Annotated in this window: 20 protein-coding genes; 13 read left to right on the forward strand and 7 right to left on the reverse strand. The window is 64.6% G+C overall.

Annotation, left to right across the window (positions count from 1 at the left end; all coding sequences use genetic code 11):
* The first annotated feature begins 163 nt into the window (after positions 1-163).
* Positions 164-1,780, forward strand: coding sequence for an L-aspartate oxidase (gene nadB / locus U8L64_RS11555; RefSeq protein WP_333397466.1), 1,617 nt, complete (start codon positions 164-166; stop codon positions 1,778-1,780).
* Here the strand turns inward: nadB and U8L64_RS11560 are convergent.
* Positions 1,749-2,204: a protein YgfX gene (locus U8L64_RS11560; protein ID WP_138299397.1), complete on the reverse strand. Its 456-nt coding sequence runs from the start codon at positions 2,202-2,204 to the stop codon at positions 1,749-1,751. The genes nadB and U8L64_RS11560 overlap by 32 nt on opposite strands.
* Positions 2,188-2,442, reverse strand: coding sequence for an FAD assembly factor SdhE (locus tag U8L64_RS11565; protein ID WP_003287075.1), 255 nt, complete (start codon positions 2,440-2,442; stop codon positions 2,188-2,190). Before U8L64_RS11565 ends, U8L64_RS11560 begins: the two co-directional genes overlap by 17 nt.
* 158 nt (positions 2,443-2,600) lie before the next feature.
* Between U8L64_RS11565 and ygfZ the strand changes: the two genes are divergently transcribed.
* Together ygfZ and U8L64_RS11575 are read left to right on the forward strand one after the other, a co-directional pair.
* Positions 2,601-3,548 carry a CAF17-like 4Fe-4S cluster assembly/insertion protein YgfZ gene (gene ygfZ, locus U8L64_RS11570; protein ID WP_333397473.1) on the forward strand — a complete coding sequence of 316 codons (948 nt, stop codon included), beginning with the start codon at positions 2,601-2,603 and terminating at the stop codon, positions 3,546-3,548.
* 81 nt (positions 3,549-3,629) lie between these two features.
* Entirely contained in the window at positions 3,630-4,466 is an 837-nt protein-coding gene (locus U8L64_RS11575) for an HDOD domain-containing protein (protein WP_333397476.1), read from the forward strand.
* A gap of 20 nt (positions 4,467-4,486) precedes the next feature.
* Here U8L64_RS11575 and ung read toward each other — a convergent pair whose 3' ends face one another.
* Positions 4,487-5,182: a uracil-DNA glycosylase gene (ung, locus tag U8L64_RS11580; protein WP_043295930.1), complete on the reverse strand. Its 696-nt coding sequence runs from the start codon at positions 5,180-5,182 to the stop codon at positions 4,487-4,489.
* 254 nt (positions 5,183-5,436) lie between these two features.
* Between ung and U8L64_RS11585 the strand changes: the two genes are divergently transcribed.
* Positions 5,437-6,681, forward strand: a complete 1,245-nt coding sequence (locus U8L64_RS11585; protein ID WP_333397481.1) for an ABC transporter substrate-binding protein — start codon at positions 5,437-5,439, stop codon at positions 6,679-6,681.
* Positions 6,682-6,814: 133 nt separating this feature from the next.
* Positions 6,815-7,633 carry an enoyl-CoA hydratase gene (locus U8L64_RS11590; RefSeq protein WP_333397484.1) on the forward strand — a complete coding sequence of 273 codons (819 nt, stop codon included), beginning with the start codon at positions 6,815-6,817 and terminating at the stop codon, positions 7,631-7,633.
* 16 nt (positions 7,634-7,649) lie between these two features.
* Here U8L64_RS11590 and U8L64_RS11595 read toward each other — a convergent pair whose 3' ends face one another.
* Positions 7,650-8,012, reverse strand: coding sequence for a hypothetical protein (locus U8L64_RS11595; RefSeq protein WP_043295928.1), 363 nt, complete (start codon positions 8,010-8,012; stop codon positions 7,650-7,652).
* A 203-nt stretch (positions 8,013-8,215) separates the two neighbouring features.
* Here U8L64_RS11595 and rsxA point away from each other — a divergent pair, with 203 nt between their 5' ends.
* The 8 genes from rsxA to U8L64_RS11635 all read left to right on the forward strand — a co-directional run bounded on the left by rsxA (position 8,216) and on the right by U8L64_RS11635 (position 15,584).
* Positions 8,216-8,800, forward strand: a complete 585-nt coding sequence (gene rsxA, locus U8L64_RS11600) for an electron transport complex subunit RsxA (protein WP_043295927.1) — start codon at positions 8,216-8,218, stop codon at positions 8,798-8,800.
* A complete protein-coding gene (gene rsxB, locus U8L64_RS11605; protein WP_043295926.1) occupies positions 8,797-9,372 on the forward strand; it encodes an electron transport complex subunit RsxB in 576 nt (191 codons plus the stop codon). Before rsxA ends, rsxB begins: the two co-directional genes overlap by 4 nt.
* On the forward strand, positions 9,369-12,071 hold the full coding sequence (gene rsxC / locus U8L64_RS11610; protein WP_333397488.1) for an electron transport complex subunit RsxC: 2,703 nt from the start codon (positions 9,369-9,371) through the stop codon (positions 12,069-12,071). The genes rsxB and rsxC overlap by 4 nt, the downstream gene beginning before the upstream one ends.
* A 78-nt stretch (positions 12,072-12,149) precedes the next feature.
* Entirely contained in the window at positions 12,150-13,178 is a 1,029-nt protein-coding gene (locus tag U8L64_RS11615) for an RnfABCDGE type electron transport complex subunit D (RefSeq protein WP_156716355.1), read from the forward strand.
* Position 13,179: 1 nt separating this feature from the next.
* Complete coding sequence (gene rsxG / locus U8L64_RS11620) at positions 13,180-13,938, forward strand: electron transport complex subunit RsxG (RefSeq protein ID WP_333397492.1); 759 nt, start codon at positions 13,180-13,182, stop codon at positions 13,936-13,938.
* On the forward strand, positions 13,935-14,648 hold the full coding sequence (locus U8L64_RS11625; RefSeq protein WP_043295923.1) for an electron transport complex subunit E: 714 nt from the start codon (positions 13,935-13,937) through the stop codon (positions 14,646-14,648). The genes rsxG and U8L64_RS11625 overlap by 4 nt, the downstream gene beginning before the upstream one ends.
* A gap of 10 nt (positions 14,649-14,658) precedes the next feature.
* Positions 14,659-15,297, forward strand: coding sequence for an endonuclease III (gene nth / locus U8L64_RS11630; protein WP_333397496.1), 639 nt, complete (start codon positions 14,659-14,661; stop codon positions 15,295-15,297).
* 107 nt (positions 15,298-15,404) lie between these two features.
* On the forward strand, positions 15,405-15,584 hold the full coding sequence (locus U8L64_RS11635) for a PA3496 family putative envelope integrity protein (protein ID WP_003287094.1): 180 nt from the start codon (positions 15,405-15,407) through the stop codon (positions 15,582-15,584).
* A 4-nt stretch (positions 15,585-15,588) separates the two neighbouring features.
* Here the strand turns inward: U8L64_RS11635 and gloA are convergent, their stop codons facing one another.
* From gloA to U8L64_RS11650, 3 genes are all read right to left on the reverse strand, one after another.
* Entirely contained in the window at positions 15,589-15,981 is a 393-nt protein-coding gene (gene gloA, locus U8L64_RS11640) for a lactoylglutathione lyase (RefSeq protein ID WP_003287095.1), read from the reverse strand.
* 87 nt (positions 15,982-16,068) lie between these two features.
* Entirely contained in the window at positions 16,069-17,289 is a 1,221-nt protein-coding gene (locus U8L64_RS11645; RefSeq protein WP_333397500.1) for an argininosuccinate synthase, read from the reverse strand.
* Positions 17,290-17,364: 75 nt separating this feature from the next.
* Positions 17,365-18,258, reverse strand: coding sequence for a flagellar protein MotY (locus tag U8L64_RS11650; protein WP_054093674.1), 894 nt, complete (start codon positions 18,256-18,258; stop codon positions 17,365-17,367).
* Positions 18,259-18,269: the final 11 nt, after the last annotated feature.

Below are 18,269 nucleotides of genomic sequence, written 5' to 3' on the forward strand. Positions count from 1 at the left end.
CGGACTGTCGTGCACCAAGAGTCCGGTCTGCATCCACAACTATTTATTGAGCGAATCGGACCCGAAAAAGTTCCACTGACTCAGCAACATATAAATCCGGCCACTGTCTCGTCGCGGGCCTCGCTCTATATACTACGAAACGATTTCTCCGCGGAACTCGCTCATGAGCCACCATCATCGGTACGACGTACTAGTCATCGGCAGCGGGGCCGCCGGCCTGACGCTGGCGCTGAACCTGCCAAGCCATTTGCGCATCGCCGTGCTCAGCAAGGGCGACCTTGCCAACGGATCGACCTATTGGGCCCAGGGCGGAGTTGCCGCCGTACTGGATGACACCGACACGGTGGAATCCCACGTCGCCGATACGCTGGTGGCGGGCGGAGGACTGTGTCGCGAAGAGGCTGTGCGTTTCACCGTCGAGCACAGCCGCGACGCTATCAAGTGGCTCATCGAGCAGGGTGTACCTTTTACTCGTGACGACACGCCGGACCGCGAGGATGGCAGCTTCGAGTTCCACCTGACGCGCGAGGGAGGCCACAGCCATCGGCGCATCATCCACGCTGCCGATGCCACCGGCGCTGCCATCTTCAATACCCTGCTGACTCGCGCGCAGGCCCGAAGCAATATCGAATTGCTGCAGCAGCGCGTCGCGGTGGACCTGATCACCGAGCGCAAGCTGGGTCTTGCCGGCAAGCACTGCCTCGGCGCGTACGTGCTGAACCGCAACAGCGGTGAAGTGGAGACCTTCCAGGCCCGCTTCGTCGCCCTGGCCACCGGCGGCGCCGCGAAGGTGTACCTGTATACCAGCAACCCCGACAGCGCCTGTGGCGACGGCATCGCCATGGCCTGGCGCGCGGGTTGCCGAGTGGGCAATCTGGAGTTCAACCAGTTCCATCCGACCTGCCTATACCACCCCCAGGCCAAGAGCTTCCTGATCACCGAAGCACTGCGCGGCGAGGGGGCGCTGCTCAAGCTGCCCAACGGCGAACGCTTCATGCCGCGCTTCGATCCGCGCGAGGAACTGGCGCCACGCGATATCGTGGCCCGTGCGATAGACCACGAGATGAAACGCCTTGGCATCGACTGTGTCTACCTGGACATCAGCCACAAACCGGCCGACTTCATCCGCGGCCACTTCCCGACGGTCTACGAACGCTGCCTGACGTACGGCATCGACATCACCCGCCAGGCCATCCCGGTGGTTCCAGCCGCGCATTACACCTGCGGCGGCGTGGTGGTCGACCAGCATGGCCGCACCGACATTCCGGGACTGTACGCGATAGGCGAAACCAGCTTCACCGGCCTGCACGGGGCGAATCGTATGGCGAGCAACTCGCTGCTCGAATGCTTCGTCTATGGGCGCGCGGCCGCTGAGGACATGCTCCGCCAGTTGCCGGAAATAGAGCTGGCGGGCAACCTGCCGGCCTGGGATGCCAGCCAGGTCACCGACTCCGACGAGGACGTGATCATCGCGCACAACTGGGACGAGCTGCGGCGTTTCATGTGGGACTACGTCGGCATCGTGCGCACCAACAAGCGCCTGATGCGCGCGCAGCATCGGGTCAAGCTGCTGTTGGATGAGATCGATGAGTTCTATTCCAACTATAAGGTCAGCCGCGACCTCCTGGAGCTACGCAACCTCGCACTGGTAGCGGACCTGATGATTCGCTCGGCGATGCAACGCAAGGAAAGCCGCGGCCTGCACTTCACCTTGGACTACCCCGAGCAACTGCCGGTGGCGGTCGATACTATTCTGCAGCCGCCCACCTATTGCGACTGAACTTCAGCCGCACCCGTAACCGCCGGTGGTCCCCCGCCGGCAGCGCATCGCGCGCAATGCAGAGACCACGGGTGACGCGCTGCCCCGGCAGACGAAAACGCAGCACTATCGCAATCGGCAATGCCAGGCTGTCGGGGCGCAACTGGATCGGCTGCCAGCCGGTGCGCTTCGACCACAGGCTCCAGCCATCATCATCGTGGCGCAGCCCGCGCCAGGCGGCAGGACTGTTCAGCAGAATGGACCTTGGCAGGACCCACCCCGCATGCGCGGCGCTGAACATCCACAACAGAGTCTTGAGCGACAGCGGCGCCGCGGACAGCCCGACACCGACCAGCGCCAGCCCCTGTAGCAACAGATAGAGTCCCAGCAGCAGGCGCGACGCCTGCCAGTGGCACTCGAAGGGCGCCTTACTGCGGCTGGACACGATCAAGGATCATGCGAACCATGCGGCGCAGATCCTCATCCTCGGGCTCGCCCCGCTGCATGAACCAGCCGAACAGATCCTGATCCTCGCAGCTCAACAGCTTGCGATAGCGCTGCTGATCCGCCTCATCCAGCCCCGGATAGACTTCCTTGACGAATGGCACCAGCAGCACGTCCAGCTCGAGCATGCCGCGACGGCTCTGCCAGAACAGGCGGTTGAGTTCAGATTGATCGACCATGCGACGGCTCCTTCGTAGGGGGCCGGCATTATAGCGACAGCCGTCGGCAAGCGGCACGCCGACGACCGTCTATTCGTACACCGCGGCCGTTGCGGGGCGGCTGCCTTTTCGCGGCCGCCTGCTATGATGGCCGCCCGGATTTCTCACGGCGACCGACCATGACCGACACAGCCTATTTTTGCGTCCTGTCGCATGAAGGCGTCCTTGCCGTACGCGGCCCAGACGCCAGCAAGTTCTTGCAGGGTCAGCTGACCTGCAACCTCAACTATCTCGATCACGCCACCTCCAGCCTCGGCGCCCGCTGCACCCCGAAGGGGCGGATGCAGTCGAGCTTTCGCATTCTGGCCGAAGGTGATGGCCTGCTGCTGGCGATGGCCAGCGAGCTGCTGCAGCCGCAACTCGCCGATCTCGGCAAGTACGCAGTATTTTCCAAGTCGCAACTGAGCGATGAAAGTGCGCTCTGGTGTCGCTTCGGCCTGAGCCAGGGAGACGGCGCCTTGGTCGGCCTCGGGCTCGAGTTGCCCCAGACCGCCGATCAGGTGGTACGCGGCAATGGTCTGATTGCGCTGCGTCTGGCCGACGGACGTGCCGAGCTGTGGTGCAAGGCGCAGGATGCCGAGCAGGTCCGCCTGCGTCTAGGTGCCCAGCTTGCCGAAGCCCCGCTCCAGCGCTGGCTGCTCGACCAGATTCGCGCCGGCGTGGGCCAGGTCTTCGGGACCACGCGCGAGCTGTTCATTCCGCAGATGATCAATCTGCAGGCATTGGGCGGGGTCAGCTTTAAGAAAGGCTGTTACACCGGACAAGAAATCGTTGCGCGCATGCAATACCTCGGCAAGCTCAAACGCAGGCTGTATCGCCTTGCCGCGGAAGGCGCGCAGAGCGAACTGCCAGCCGCAGGCGTCGAACTGTTCTCGCCAGTGCACGGCTCGAGCGTGGGCGAAGTCGTGTTGGCGGCAGCCGCCGGAAATGGCATGGAACTGCTGGCGGTGGTCCAGGAAGACGCCATCGCAGACGGCCGCATCTTCCTCGGTTCGCCCGATGGCATACCGCTGAATCTGCTTGACCTTCCCTACACCTTGAACGCCGACCAGGAAATCCAGCGCTGAAGCCCGTATAAACGGCGGTCACACGGCCGACAGCACATCGCGGCTGGCCATGACGCAGCACTCCACGACTGAAGGAATCGCATGAGCACCCTCGCCGACAAGGTTCAACGCGAACTGACCCACGCCATCGAGAACGACGAACTGATTCTTCCGACGCTGCCAGAAGTGGCGTTGCAGGTGCGCGAAGCCGCAGAAGACCCGGACGTCAGCATCCTCGCGCTGAGCAAGGTGATCGGCAACGACGCTGCGCTGACCGCTCGCATCATCAAGGTGGTCAACAGCCCGCTGCTGCGCACCAATCGCGAGATCACCGATCTGCAGATGGCGATCAGCCGCCTGGGCATCAATTACACCTGCAACCTCGCCACGGGCCTGGCCATGGAGCAGATGTTTCAGGCCACGACCGATGTGGTCGATCGCAAGATGCGGGAAGTCTGGAACAAGAGCACGGAGGTGGCGGCCATCAGCCACGTGCTGTGCCGGCACTACACGCGCCTGCTGCCTGATCAGGCGACGCTGGCGGGCCTCGTGCACCAGATCGGCATCCTGCCCATCCTCACCTATGCCGAGGAGCACGGCGAACTGATGGCCGATTCCATCAGCCTCAATCATGTGATCGACCGCATCCATCCCTTGCTTGGCGAAAAGATCCTGCGCGCCTGGGACTTTCGCGAGCCGATCGCGATCGTGCCCGGCCAATACAGCGATTTCACCCGAAACTCGCTGACGGTCGACTATGTCGACATCGTGCAAGTCGCCACACTGCAAAGCTACCTGGGCAACAATCACCCCTACACGCAGCTGGACTGGAGCCAGATTCCGGCGTTCACCAAGCTCGGCCTGGACCCAAGCACCCTGCTCCAGGAAGACGAGGACCTCTCGGCCGCAATGGACGCGGCGATGAGCATGCTTCAGTAAGCGGAACCGAGCTGTCCGCGCTAGACCTGCGCGGGCAGCTGCCAGTCGATCGGCTGCATGCCGTGCTGCCGGAGAAACTGGTTGGTGCGGCTGAAATGGCCATTACCCAGAAAACCGCGATGCGCCGAGAGCGGCGAAGGGTGCGCCGACTTGAGAATCAGATGGCGGGTTGGGTCGATCAGCCGCGCCTTGCTCTGCGCATGCGCACCCCAGAGCAGAAACACCAGATGCGGCCGCCGCTCGCTCACCACCTCGATGACCCGATCGGTGAAGCGCTGCCAGCCAGCGCCGGCATGCGAGCCGGCATTGCCCTGCTCCACGGTCAGCGAGGTATTGAGCATCAGCACCCCCTGATCCGCCCAATGCTGAAGATAGCCGTGACCCGGCGGATCAATGTTCAGATCACGCTTGAGCTCCTTGAAAATGTTCTGCAGCGACGGTGGCGGCGCAACGCCCGGCTGCACCGAGAAGCACAGCCCGTGGGCCTGGCCGGGCCCGTGGTAGGGATCCTGTCCGAGGATGACCACCTCGACCCGCTCCAGCGGCGTCGAATTCAGCGCATTGAAAATCAGCGGCCCGGGTGGGTAGATGACCTTGCCAGCCGCTTTCTCACGACGCAGGAAAGCAGACAGCTCATGCATATAAGGCTGATCGAACTCCTCACGCAGCGCATCCCGCCAGCTCGGTTCGAGCTTGATTCGATCGTCCTGGGTCATCGGTTCACCTTTGCTTGCGACGGAGCTGCCGCACCCTAGAAAAGCCGCGGCGCGCTGTCAACGCAAACCCCAGCGCCGTCTCCAACCGATGCGTTGCGCCGGGTCAACAAGGCGAAAGTCGAAACGCCATCAAAATGCTGCCGCAGTCACATTGGCGGCCGCGAAGCTTCCCCGAGGTAATGACGCCCGTTCCACGTCGGAGTAAAAAGCGGCAATTGCCAACAACCATAACAAGTAAGCAAGGAACTCCCGCGATGAAACGGACTACCCTCCTGGCGCTCATGCTGAGCTGCTGCGCTGCGGTCCAGGCAGCCGATCCCATCAAACTGGGTCTGAACTACCCCCGCACCGGCAGCTACAAGGAAGAGGGCCTCGCCCAGATGCGCGGCGCGCTGCTGGCCATCGACGAAATCAATGCCCGCGGCGGCGTGCTTGGTCGTCCGCTGGAGCTGATCAGCCGCAACAGCGCCTCGCGCCCGGAAAAGGCTGTCGCCAACGTCGACAAGATGGCCGACGAAGGCGTCGCGATGCTCTTCGGCGGGGTGTCCAGCGCCGTTGCCATCGCTGCCAGCAAGCGTGCCAAGGAACATGGCCTGCTGTACTTCGGCACCCTGACCTACTCCAACGACACGACCGGCAAGGACGGCCATCGCTATATGTTCCGCGAGTGCAACAACGCCTGGATGAGCGCTCAGGTGCTGGGGCAATACCTCAACCAGAATCTGCCGGGAAAACGCTATTTCTACGTCACCTCCGATTACACCTGGGGCCACACCAGCGAAAGTTCGCTGCGCCAGGCCACCGGCACCACTGACCAGAACAAGCACCCTGGGGTGAAGACCGCCTTCCCCGGCGCCCGGCTGTCCGACTATCGCAAGGCCCTGCAGCAGGCGGCCAGCAGTGACACCGAAGTGCTGGTGCTCGTACTGTTCGGCGAGGATCTGGTGCGCGCCATGCGCATCGCCGATGAACTCGGCCTGAACACCAAGATGCAGATCGCCGTGCCCAACCTGACCCAGAGCATGGTCGAGCTCGCCGGCCCGGACATCATGCGCGGCGTCCTTGGCACCGAGCCTTGGACCTGGCGCGTTCCCGAACTGGAGGGCTCCGAACGCGGGCAGGCCTTCGTTCGCAACTTCGACGAGCGCTACCAGACCCATCCGTCCAGCTCCGCCGCCTCGGCATACAGCATCGTGCATCAATGGGCCGACGCCGTCACGCGTGCCCGCAGCCTTGCCAGCGAGTCGGTGATCGCCGCGCTGGAAAACCATCACTACAAATTACTCAAGGATGAGCAGCACTGGCGCAGCTTCGATCACCAGAACGTGCAGACGGTGTATGCCGTACGCGTCAAGCCGCGCGAGGAAGTGCTCAGGGACCGTTTCAAGCAGGACTACTTCGAGATCGTCCATCGCCTCGATGGCGACCAGGCAGCGCCTACACTTGCCCAATGGCAGGAAGAGCGGCGCAGCGCCGGACAGGCCAACGCCCTGCAGTAAGCACCTCGGAAGCGGGTTGCCAGCACAGGCGGCCCGCCCTTAGCGGACGGGCTGCCGACGACTCGCGCTCCTCGCTGCCTTGATAGTAGCCGCCCCGCTGCGCATGCCGGCGGGCATCGCCGAGGACGACCACATGAGCACCGCACTCGAACCGTATCAGTCCGGGGTCTTCGACCTGACCCACAAACTGACCGTGGAAAAGCACGGTCACACCGCCCTCATCACTATCAACCATCCGCCGGCCAATACCTGGGATCGCGAATCGCTGATCGGCCTCAAGCTGCTGATCGAGCATCTCGACCATGACGACGCCATCTATGCGCTGGTGATTACCGGCCGGGGTGCCGAATTCTTCAGCGCCGGTGCCGACCTACAGCTGTTCGCCGACGGCGACCGCCTGCGCGCCCGGGAAATGGCGCGCCGCTTCGGCGAGGCCTTCGAGGCGCTGCGTGACTTTCGCGGTGTCACCATCGCGGCGATCAACGGTTTCGCGCTCGGCGCCGGGCTGGAATGCGCGCTGGCCTGTGACCTACGCATCGCCGAACAACATGCGCAGCTCGGCCTGCCGGACGCGGCGGTCGGCCTGCTGCCCTGCGCAGGCGGCACCCAGGCACTGGCGTGGCTGGTCGGCGAAGGCTGGGCCAAGCGGATGGTTCTTTGTGGGGAACGCATCACCGCCGAAACGGCACTGCGCATCGGCCTGGTCGAGCAGCTCGCAGAGTCCGGCGAATCACGTGGACATGCCCTGCTGCTGGCGGCTCGCATCGCCCGCCAGAGCCCGGTGGCAATCCGCGCGATCAAACCCTTGATCAATGGCGCTCGCCAGCGTCTGCCGAATACCTTCGCGGCCGCCGAGCGTGAAGCCTTCGTCGAACTGTTCGAGGCCGAGGACACGCTGGAGGGCATCAACGCGTACCTGGAAGAGCGAGAGCCACGCTGGCGTAATCGCTAATACCCACGCGGCGCGTTCAGTAGCGCTCGTAGCGATGGCGATAGTCGTAGCGGCGCTGCTGCAGCGAGCGATAGTCGCGCCCGTCGCGGATCAACGGCGGCCGCTGCTGGTAATGCCGATCCTGCCAGTAGTACGGCCGCCCCGTTTCCCAATGCCGCTGGTAATAGCGCGGCGGCAACTGCCCCTGATAGCGCGGGGGCAGATTGGGCTGATGACGCGGGTAATACGGATACGGACTGCGGGGCTCGTAACGATACGGCGGCACATCGCCGCGATGGATTGGCGTGTCCGCTGGCGCCCACACGCGATTGCCACGATCGGCCTGCGCTGGCGCCAGCCACACCAGACTGCACAGGAGCAACATGACACGAATGTTCATCTGTCACCTCCGAAGCGCATGGCACCCATCCGTCGGTTTGACCGCGGCCGGCGGCCGGCGGTCTCCGAATGCGGACGGGCAGTACGTCGCGATAGACGTGTTCGCCACCGCGACGGCCAGTCGCAGCTTGTTTGCCTGCGGTGGCTTCCCGATAATAGCGGCCCTTCAGCCTCATGGCTCCGCAGCGCGCGACGGAACTTCTGATGACCGAACTCGCCCTGATCATGGTTAGCGCCATCCTGGTCAACAATTTTGTACTGGTACAGTTTCTCGGTCTATGCCCGTTCATGGGCGTCTCGAAGAAGATCGAGACCGCCATCGGCCTGTCCCTGGCGACCACCTTCGTGCTCACACTGGCGGCGATGTGCAGTTACCTCGTGCAGCAGTATGTGCTCAAGCCGCTGGATCTGGAGTTTCTGCGAACCATCAGTTTCATTCTGGTGATCGCGGTGGTGGTGCAGTTCACCGAAATGGTGGTTAACAAGACCAGCCCGCTGCTCTATCGCGTGCTAGGGATCTTCCTGCCGCTGATCACCACCAACTGCATCGTGCTCGGCGTCGCCCTGCTCAACGCCAACAAGAGCGAGTTCACCTTCCTGACCGCCACCGTCAACGGGTTCGCCGCCGGGCTCGGCTTCTCACTGGTGCTGGTGCTGTTCGCCGCCATGCGTGAGCGCATCGCCATCGCCGACGTGCCCCGGTCGTTCCAGGGCGCCTCCATCGGCCTGATCACCGCCGGCCTGATGTCGCTGGCGTTCATGGGCTTCACCGGGCTGATCAAGCTATGAGCCTGGTGCTCGTGGCGGTTCTCGCCCTGCTGGCGCTCTGTCTGGCGTGCGGTGCGATTCTCGGCTTCGCCGCAGTGCGCTTTCGCGTCGAGGGCGACCCCATCGCCGAACAGATCAACGCCCTGTTGCCACAGACCCAGTGCGGCCAGTGCGGCTATCCCGGCTGCAAGCCCTACGCCGAGGCGATTGCCGCCGGCGACAAGATCAATAAATGCCCGCCCGGCGGCGAAGCGACCATCCAGGCACTGGCCGACCTGCTGGACGTCGAAGCCGAGCCGCTGGACGCTGAAGGCGGCGAGAAACCGCAGATGGTTGCCTTTATCCGCGAGGCCGAGTGCATCGGCTGCACCAAGTGCATCCAGGCCTGCCCGGTGGACGCCATCGTCGGCGCGGCGCGGCAGATGCATACGGTGATCGTCAGCGAATGCACCGGCTGCGACCTGTGCGTCGAGCCCTGTCCGGTGGATTGCATCGACATGATCGAACTGGGCAGCAACCTGCAAAGCTGGAAATGGGATCAGCCGCTGGCGCCCGGCCAGCTGATCGGCACGGATCGGGAGCAGGCCGCATGAGTGTCACGGCGAAGAACGACGCGGGCGTAGCACGCACAAGCCATGCGGATGCCACGAAAGTCTGGGACATTCCCGGCGGCATTCACCCGGCCGAGCACAAGGCGCTGTCCAACCGCACGTCGATCCAGCCGGCGCCGCTGCCCAAGCGGCTGATCGTGCCGCTGGCGCAGCACCTCGGCGCACCGGCCGAGCCGTGCGTGCAGCTCGGCGAGCGCGTACTCAAGGGGCAGAAGATCGCCGATGCTGCAGGCCTGATCAGCGCGCCAGTGCATGCACCGACTTCGGGCGTGGTCAGTTTCATCGGCCCACAGCCTTACCCGCACGCATCCGGCCTGCCCAGCACCGCAATCGTCATCGACAGCGACGGCCTGGAGCAGTGGACCGAACTGCATCCGCAGCCGCATTACCGCTCTGTCGAGCCCGCCGTGCTGCTTGAAATCATCCGCCAGGCCGGCGTCAGCGGTCTTGGCGGCGCGGGCTTTCCCGCCGCAGTCAAACTGGGCGCACGCACCACGCAGAAAATTCACACCCTGATCATCAACGGCACCGAATGCGAGCCGTACATCACCGCCGACGACCTGCTGATGCGCGAGCAGGCCGAACAACTGGTGGCCGGGATCGAGATTCTTGCCTATCTGATCGGACCCGAGACGATCCTCATCGGCATCGAGGACAACAAACCCGAGGCCATCGCCGCCGTGCGCGCGGCGGTCGGTGAGCGACCATTCACCGTCAAGGTGTTCCCGACCAAGTATCCGTCGGGCGGCGAGAAACAGCTGATCCAGATCCTCACTGGCGAGGAGGTGCCCAGCGGCGGCCTGCCGGCGGACATCGGCATGCTCTGCCAGAACGTCGGCACCTGCGTGGCCATCCACGACGCGGTGCTGCTCGGCAAACCGCTGATCTCACGTGTCACCACGCTCACCGGCGAAGCGCTGGCTCGCCCGATGAACGTCGAGGCGCTGATCGGCACGCCGGTGCGCGAACTGCTGGAGTTCGCCGGGCTCGACGCGTCCCGCCTCGACCGCCTGCTCATGGGCGGCCCGATGATGGGTTTCACCTTGCCCAGTCTCGACGTGCCGCTGATCAAGACCACCAATTGCTTGCTGGCCGTCACGGCCGCCGAGCTGCCGCCGCCCGCGCCGGCGCTGCCATGCATTCGCTGTGGCGAGTGTGCCGAAGCCTGTCCCGCCAGCCTGCTGCCGCAGCAGCTGCACTTCTTCGCGCTCGGCCACGAGCATGCGCAGCTGCGCGCGCACAACCTGTTCGACTGCATCGAATGCGGCGCCTGCGCCTACGTCTGCCCATCGAGCATTCCCTTGGTGCAGTACTACCGGGCGGCCAAGGCGGAAATCCGCGAGCTGGAGCTCAAGCAGCAGAAGGCCGAACACTCCAAGCAGCGCTTCGAGATGCGCCAGGAGCGCTTGCGCCGAGCCGAGGAGCACAAGGAAGCAGAGCGCAAGGCCCGCGCCGAGAAAGCCGCACGCGCCAAGGCAGCGCAGACGCCGCCCGCCGGAGCGCCAGCACAGGACGATGCTGTCGCCGGCAAGAGCAGCCCGTTGAGCGACGAGCAGAAGCGCCTGAAGATCGAGGCCAGTCTGGCCCAGGTCGCGCTGAAGAAGGCCGAAAAACAGCTGGCGGCACACGCCACTGAGGAACTGCAGGCGCAGGTAGCTGAACTGCGGCAAGCCGCCGAAGCCGCACAACGGGCGCTGGCCGCTGCCGTACCGCCGGCTGCGCCCCAGCCCGCGGGGGACGAAGCGCTGAAAAAAGCCAAGATCGAGGCCGCGATGCTCCGGGCGCAGATTCGCAAGCTGGAAAAAATCGAAGCCCCGGACGACGACCAGCAGACCGAACTCGCCCGCCTGCGCCAGCAGCTGCACGCAGCCGAGACGGCCCTGGCGGAAGCTGAAAGCGCCGCGCCCAGCGCACCCGCCAGCCCCGCAGGCGACGAGGCCCTGAAGAAAGCCAAGATCGAAGCCGCGATGCTCCGGGCGCAGATTCGCAAGCTGGAAAAAATCGAAGCCCCGGACGACGACCAGCAGGCCGAACTGGCTCGCCTGCGTCAGCAGCTGCACGCGGCCGAGACGGCCCTGGCCGCATCCGCAAGCGCCGCGCCCAGCGCACCCGCCAGCCCCGCAGGCGACGAGGCGCTGAAGAAAGCCAAGATCGAAGCCGCGATGCTCCGGGCACAGATTCGCAAGCTGGAAAAAATCGAAGCCCCGGACGACGACCAGCAGGCCGAACTCGCCCGCCTGCGCCAGCAGCTGCACGCAGCCGAGACGGCCCTGGCGGAAGCTGAAAGCGCCACGCCCAGCGCACCCGCCAAACCCGCGGGCGACGAGGCGCTGAAGAAAGCCAAGATCGAACTAGCACTCAAGCGCGCCGAGCTGAAGAAAGCCGAACAGGCGGGCTGCGCGGATGCTGAGCTGGCCCGCCTGCGCGACGCCCTCGCTGCCGCCGAGCAGGCCCTGCATGCCGCCGAGGCAGACTCCGGAAAGCCCGCACCGGTCCTGTTACGCACCAGCAAACCGGGCGTCGACGAACGCTTGCGCGAATTGAAGACCAACGTGGCGTTTGCCCGCGCCGACCTGCGCAAGCTCGAACGCGACCCGGCCAGCGCCGCAGCCAGTCTGGAATCGGCACGCGCCCGTCTGCAGGCCGCCGAGCGACGCCTGGCCGAGCACATGGACGGCTGACGAGGCCGCACCAAACACACCCTCATGGTCGCGCCGGCAGCGGCGCCACCGCACAAAACCACAGGAACCACAGCACCAATGGCCCTGCCCCGCATCACATCGCCCCATGCCCAGGGCGGCAACCGCACCCAGCGCGTTATGCTGCTGGTGCTCGCCGCGACGCTGCCCGGCGTGATTGCCCTGACCTGGCTGTACGGCGCCGGCACGCTGATCAACCTGTGCTGGGCCAGCGCAGTGGCACTGGCCTGCGAAGCGGCCGTCCTCCAGCTGCGCGGCCGTCCGGTGCGCTTCTTCCTGCGCGATGGCAGCGCACTGGTCACCGCCGTGCTGCTGGCGCTGGCGCTGCCACCCTACTCTCCCTGGTGGCTGACGCTCATCGCCACTGGCATCGCCATCGTCTTCGGCAAGCAGTTGTATGGCGGGCTGGGGCAGAACCCCTTCAACCCGGCGATGGTCGGTTACGTAGTCGCGCTGATTTCCTTCCCAGTGGAGATGACCACCTGGCCGGTGCCCCATGGCGTCGGCCTTCTGGATGGATTGCGGCAGATACTCGGTATCGGTTCGCTGCCCGACGGCTGGAGCCAGGCCACCGCGCTGGACGTGCTCAAACTCAACAACCGGCTGACCATCGAGGAGTTGTGGCGCAACCCCGCCTTCGGGCATTTCGGCGGCATCGGCTCGGAGGTGGTCAATCTCGCCTTCCTCGCGAGCGGCCTGTTTCTTCTGCATCGGCGATTGTTCAGCTGGCACGCACCGGTCGGCATGCTCGGCGCGCTGGCGCTGATGAGCCTGCTGTTCTGGAACGGCGCCGGCTCCGACAGCCACGGCTCGCCGCTGTTCCACCTGCTCAGCGGCGCCACCATGCTCGGCGCCTTCTTCATCGTCACCGACCCGGTGAGCGGCGCCACCAGCACCCGGGGCCGACTGATCTTCGGTGCCGGCGTCGGCGTCCTGGTGTATGTGATCCGCGCCTGGGGCGGCTATCCGGATGGCGTCGCTTTTGCCGTGCTGCTGATGAACCTCGCGGCGCCGACGATCGACTACTACACGCGCCCGCGCACCTATGGCCATCGCAAGGCCGAGCGCGGCTTCAAGCTGGGCGAATGACATGATGCTTCCGGAAATCAGCCGCTCGATGCTGAAGAACGCCGCCGTACTCGGCCTGTTCGCCATCGTCACCGTGGGCACCGTCACACTGCTGCAGCAGGGCACCGCCGAACGCATTCAGGCCGCCGAGCGCGAGGCGCAGGTTCGCGCGCTCGGCGAGATCCTGCCCCCGGGCAGCTACGACAATCATCTGCTCGACAACGTGGTCGAGGTGCATGATCGGCTGCTGGGCAACCGCCAGCCGCTGCCCGCCTACATCGCCCGCAAGGATGGCCAGCCGGTTGCGGTCATTCTCCAGGCCACCGCGCCAGACGGCTACAGCGGCGCCATCCGCCTGCTGGTCGGGGTGCTCGCCGACGGCCGCCTGGCTGGCGTACGCGTCCTCAGCCACCGGGAAACCCCGGGCCTGGGCGACAAGATCGAGCTGGCAAAAAGCAACTGGATCCATGCCTTTGCCGGCAAGTCGCTGAGCGACCCCGACGAAGCGGGCTGGGCAGTGAAGAAGGATCGAGGCGACTTCGACCAGTTCGCCGGCGCCACCATCACCCCGCGCGCCGTGGTCGGTGCGGTGCATCGCGCGCTGCAGTACTTCGATGCGCACAAGAGCGAACTGCTGCAGGGCACCGATACCGCTGCGGACGCCGCGGCCGCTCCGGTTGACCAGCCCGCCACCACCATCCACTCGCGCGCCGGCACGGCAACCAGCGACGAGCTGCGTGCCCGCGAGCCGGCCGTCACGCCGCAAGGGAGCACGCCATGAGCACACCCAGCTACCGCGAACTGACCCTCAACGGACTGTGGAAAAATAACCCCGGCCTGGTACAGCTGCTGGGCTTGTGCCCGCTGCTGGGCGTGAGCAACTCGGCCGTTAACGCGCTGGGCCTGGGGCTGGCGACCATGCTCGTGCTGGCCTGCTCGAACATTGCCGTATCGCTGGTACGCGGCGTGGTGAATACCGCCGTGCGCCTGCCGGCCTTCGTGATGATCATCGCCGCACTGACCACCTGCATCGAGCTGCTGATGCAGGCCTTCACCTACGAGCTGTACCAGATTCTGGGTATCTTCATCCCGCTGATCACCACCAACTGCATCATCCTTGGCCGCGCCGACGGCTTCGCCGCCAAGCACAAGCCGCTGGTGGCCGGCTACGACGGACTGGTGATGGGCCTGGGTTTCTGTCTGGTGCTGGTGGTGCTCGGCAGCATCCGCGAACTGCTTGGTACAGGCGCGCTGTTCGCCAACATGCAGCTGCTGCTCGGCCCGCTGGCGGCCAACTGGCAGATCACGCTGATCAAGGACTACCAGGGTTTCCTGCTGGCGATTCTACCGCCCGGCGCCTTCATCGTGCTGGGCCTGCTGATCGCGCTGAAGAACCGCATCGACGAACAACTCGCCGCCCGCGCCGCGGCGCGCGAACCGAAGGTCGCCGCAGCGAGCCGGCGGGTGCGTGTCACCGGGGTCATCGAATGAAGCTGCGTGAATGAATGCCACAAAACGCCGGGAGATCTTCCGACGCCTGCACGAAGACAACCCCGAGCCCAAGACCGAGCTGGCGTACAGCACACCGTTCGAGCTGCTGATCGCTGTGATTCTTTCGGCGCAGGCGACCGATGTCGGGGTGAACAAGGCCACCGCTCGGCTGTTTCCGGTAGCCAATACCCCGGAAGCGATCTACGCCCTCGGCTATGACGGGCTCTGCGAGTACATCAAGACCATCGGTCTGTATCCGAGCAAGGCAAAGAACGTCATCGAGACCTGCCGGATTCTGGTGGAAAAGCACGGCAGCCAGGTGCCGGACAATCGCGAAGACCTCGAGGCGCTGCCGGGCGTGGGTCGCAAGACCGCCAACGTGGTGCTCAACACGGCCTTTCGCCAGTTCACGATGGCGGTTGATACGCACATCTTTCGCGTCAGCAACCGCACCGGCATCGCGCCAGGCAAGAACGTGCTGGAGGTCGAGCGCAAGCTGATCAAGTTCGTGCCCAAGGAGTATCTGCTCGACGCCCACCACTGGCTGATCCTGCATGGTCGCTATGTCTGCAAAGCTCGCAAACCGCAGTGTGGGAGCTGTCGTATCGAGGACCTGTGCGAATACAAGTACAAGACCTCAGACGATTAAGTTCACCTGATAAATTCTTCTGTCACGATTGAAAAAATCTTTTTTACCGAGCCCGGTTTTGCCGCTATAAGGTGCGCCAAAGCGCCCAGTAGCCTTGGAGTGAACACGTGGCCGAGAAAGAAGATATCCAGATCGAAGACGATTTCATCGCCGAAGACGACGACGAAACCACCGATGCCCCTGCCGAAGTCGCCAAGACCAACCTGACCAAGCGCCGCATCATCGACAACCTGCTAGAAGAGCGACGCCTGCAGAAGCAGCTCAACGACTTCGATTTCGACCTGTAGAAGGTCAGTCGCGGCGCTGCGGCGAGAGCAGCTCGATCTTGTAGCCGTCCGGATCCTCGATGAACGCCAGGATGCTCGAGCCATGCTTCATCGGCCCCGGCTCACGGGTGACCTTGCCACCACGGGCACGAATGTCCTCGCAGGCCTTGTAGACATCTTCGACCTCCAGGGCGATATGGCCGTAGCCATCGCCCAGCGCGTAATGCTCCACTCCCCAGTTCTGCGTCAGCTCGATCACGCTGTTATGCGCCTCGTCGCCATAGCCGACGAACGCCAGGGTGAACTGGCCATCCGGGTAATCCTTGCGGCGCAGCAGCGTCATGCCCAGCACTTCGGTATAGAAGGCGATGGATTTGTCCATGTCGCCAACGCGCAGCATGGTATGCAGCAGTCTCATGGGTAGGTTCTCCTCGCAGATACGGTGCATAAAGCAAGACCCCGGCGCAGGGCCGGGGTCGGGTCAGGCTCGGGTCCGCGCAGCTTATCAGAGCGGCGAACGGCCTTTGCCAGCGGCGATGCGCATGCGCAGGGCGTTCAGCTTGATGAAGCCACCGGCGTCGGCCTGGTTGTAGGCGCCGGCATCGTCCTCGAAGGTGGAGATGCGGGTGTCGAACAGGCTGTCGTCGGATTTGCGGCCGGTGATGATGACGTTGCCCTTGTACAGCTTCAGGCGCACCACGCCGTTCACGTGTTCCTGGGAGGCGTCGATCATGGTCTGCAGCATCTGGCGCTCGGGGCTCCACCAGTAGCCGTTGTAGATCAGGCTGGCGTACTTGGGCATCAGCTCATCCTTCAGGTGAGCGACTTCGCGGTCCAGGGTGATCGACTCGATGGCGCGGTGGGCCTTCATCATGATGGTGCCGCCGGGGGTTTCGTAGCAGCCGCGGGACTTCATGCCCACATAGCGGTTTTCCACGATGTCCAGGCGACCGATGCCGTTGGCGCCGCCGATCTCGTTCAGCTTGGCCAGCACGGTGGCCGGGGTCATCTCGACGCCGTCGATGGCGACGATGTCGCCCTTGCGGTAGGTCAGTTCGATGTAGGTGGGAACGTCAGGCGCCTTCTCTGGGGAGACGGACCAGCGCCACATGTCTTCCTCGTGCTCGGTCCAGGTGTCTTCCAGCACGCCGCCTTCATAGGAGATGTGCAGCAGGTTGGCGTCCATGGAGTACGGGGACTTCTTGCCGGCCTTGGCGAAATCGACCGGGATCTTCGCCTTTTCGGCGTAGGCCATCAGCGTTTCACGGGAAGTCAGGCCCCACTCGCGCCAGGGCGCGATCACCTGCACGCCCGGCTTGAGCGCATAGGCGCCCAGCTCGAAACGCACCTGGTCGTTGCCCTTACCGGTGGCGCCATGAGAGATGGCGTCGGCGCCGGTCTCGTTGGCGATCTCGATCAGGCGCTTGGCGATCAGCGGACGGGCAATGGAGGTGCCCAGCAGGTATTCGCCTTCGTAGATTGTGTTGGCGCGGAACATCGGGAACACGAAGTCGCGGACGAATTCTTCGCGCAGGTCGTCGATGTAGATTTCCTTGACGCCCATCGCCTGTGCCTTGGCGCGAGCCGGCTCGACTTCCTCACCCTGGCCCAGATCGGCAGTGAAGGTCACCACTTCACAGTTGTAGGTGTCTTGCAGCCACTTGAGAATCACCGAGGTGTCCAGGCCACCGGAATAGGCCAGAACCACCTTCTTAACGTCCGCCATGCCATCAGCTCCACGGTTGTACGGAAAACCGTGGATTCTACCGATCACGGGGCTGTATTTACAGGGGCGCGCGCCTCAGCTAGCCGGTGTCGTCGGCGCCGTCGCTGCGGTCTCGCTGACCGGTTCGCGCTCCAGACGCAGCGTCACGCGGCGATTCTTCGCCCGTGCCGCGGCGCTGTCGTTGCGTACCAGCGGATAGCGCTCGCCATGAAAGCGGAGGGTAATCTGCGCCTCCGGCACGCCGTTGGCCTGCAAGTACTCCTGGACCGCCACCGCCCTTCTGCGCGACAGATCGCGATTGGTCAGGCGGTTGCCGCTGTTGTCCGAATGCCCGTCGAGCACGATGCGATTGACGCTGGGATCGGCCTTGAGGAACTGCAGGATGATGTCCAGCTTGGCCCGAGCGACATCGTCCAGCACCACGTCGCCGGACGGAAAACCGACCTGCGACTGGCGCACCTGATCGTAGTTGACCGGCAGCAGCTTGGCCGCGCACGCGCGATAGTCTTCGTACGCCTTGGCGAATCGCGCCGGCAGCAGGCGCACCTCCAGCGTTTCGCCGCCGTGCAGGGTGCGGTGACGCACGACCGGGCTACGGCCTTCGAGCAGCCCGCTGAGCAGGCGTCCGGCCTGCAGATGCGAGCTGTTGAACGGAATCTCCCCGCCACCGACCGATACCACGCCCAGGTTGATATCGCCTCGCGCCGGCTGCCAGGGCGCCGCGGCCGCATAGAGCGTGGCCGCCCCCGCGCCCAGCCAGCGTTGCGGGGACTGCAGACGGAAGATCGCCTCCTCGCCGGCGCGCCGGACGAACTGCCCGCTGCCGAAACCGGCGATCGGCTGGCTCAGGCGGCACTCGAACTGATCCCCCTCGACATGCCATTGCACCCGCTCCAGACGGGTCTGGAAGGTGATAGCGTCGGCCGGGGAGGCCAACAGGCAGCACAGCACGAGCGGACGCAGGCGCACGGGAAACTCCG

This window comes from Pseudomonas sp. FIP_A4 (assembly GCF_036701605.1).
Taxonomy (GTDB): Bacteria; Pseudomonadota; Gammaproteobacteria; order Pseudomonadales; family Pseudomonadaceae; genus Stutzerimonas; species Stutzerimonas phenolilytica.

Coding starts and splice junctions, on each gene's coding strand:
- nadB (WP_333397466.1), top strand. CDS start 164: ATGAGCCACCATCATCGGTACGACGTACTAGTCATCGGCAGCGGGGCC.
- U8L64_RS11565 (WP_003287075.1), bottom strand. CDS start 2,442: ATGGTCGATCAATCTGAACTCAACCGCCTGTTCTGGCAGAGCCGTCGC.
- ygfZ (WP_333397473.1), top strand. CDS start 2,601: ATGACCGACACAGCCTATTTTTGCGTCCTGTCGCATGAAGGCGTCCTT.
- U8L64_RS11575 (WP_333397476.1), top strand. CDS start 3,630: ATGAGCACCCTCGCCGACAAGGTTCAACGCGAACTGACCCACGCCATC.
- ung (WP_043295930.1), bottom strand. CDS start 5,182: ATGACCCAGGACGATCGAATCAAGCTCGAACCGAGCTGGCGGGATGCG.
- U8L64_RS11585 (WP_333397481.1), top strand. CDS start 5,437: ATGAAACGGACTACCCTCCTGGCGCTCATGCTGAGCTGCTGCGCTGCG.
- U8L64_RS11590 (WP_333397484.1), top strand. CDS start 6,815: ATGAGCACCGCACTCGAACCGTATCAGTCCGGGGTCTTCGACCTGACC.
- U8L64_RS11595 (WP_043295928.1), bottom strand. CDS start 8,012: ATGAACATTCGTGTCATGTTGCTCCTGTGCAGTCTGGTGTGGCTGGCG.
- rsxA (WP_043295927.1), top strand. CDS start 8,216: ATGACCGAACTCGCCCTGATCATGGTTAGCGCCATCCTGGTCAACAAT.
- rsxB (WP_043295926.1), top strand. CDS start 8,797: ATGAGCCTGGTGCTCGTGGCGGTTCTCGCCCTGCTGGCGCTCTGTCTG.
- rsxC (WP_333397488.1), top strand. CDS start 9,369: ATGAGTGTCACGGCGAAGAACGACGCGGGCGTAGCACGCACAAGCCAT.
- U8L64_RS11615 (WP_156716355.1), top strand. CDS start 12,150: ATGGCCCTGCCCCGCATCACATCGCCCCATGCCCAGGGCGGCAACCGC.
- rsxG (WP_333397492.1), top strand. CDS start 13,180: ATGATGCTTCCGGAAATCAGCCGCTCGATGCTGAAGAACGCCGCCGTA.
- U8L64_RS11625 (WP_043295923.1), top strand. CDS start 13,935: ATGAGCACACCCAGCTACCGCGAACTGACCCTCAACGGACTGTGGAAA.
- nth (WP_333397496.1), top strand. CDS start 14,659: ATGAATGCCACAAAACGCCGGGAGATCTTCCGACGCCTGCACGAAGAC.
- gloA (WP_003287095.1), bottom strand. CDS start 15,981: ATGAGACTGCTGCATACCATGCTGCGCGTTGGCGACATGGACAAATCC.
- U8L64_RS11645 (WP_333397500.1), bottom strand. CDS start 17,289: ATGGCGGACGTTAAGAAGGTGGTTCTGGCCTATTCCGGTGGCCTGGAC.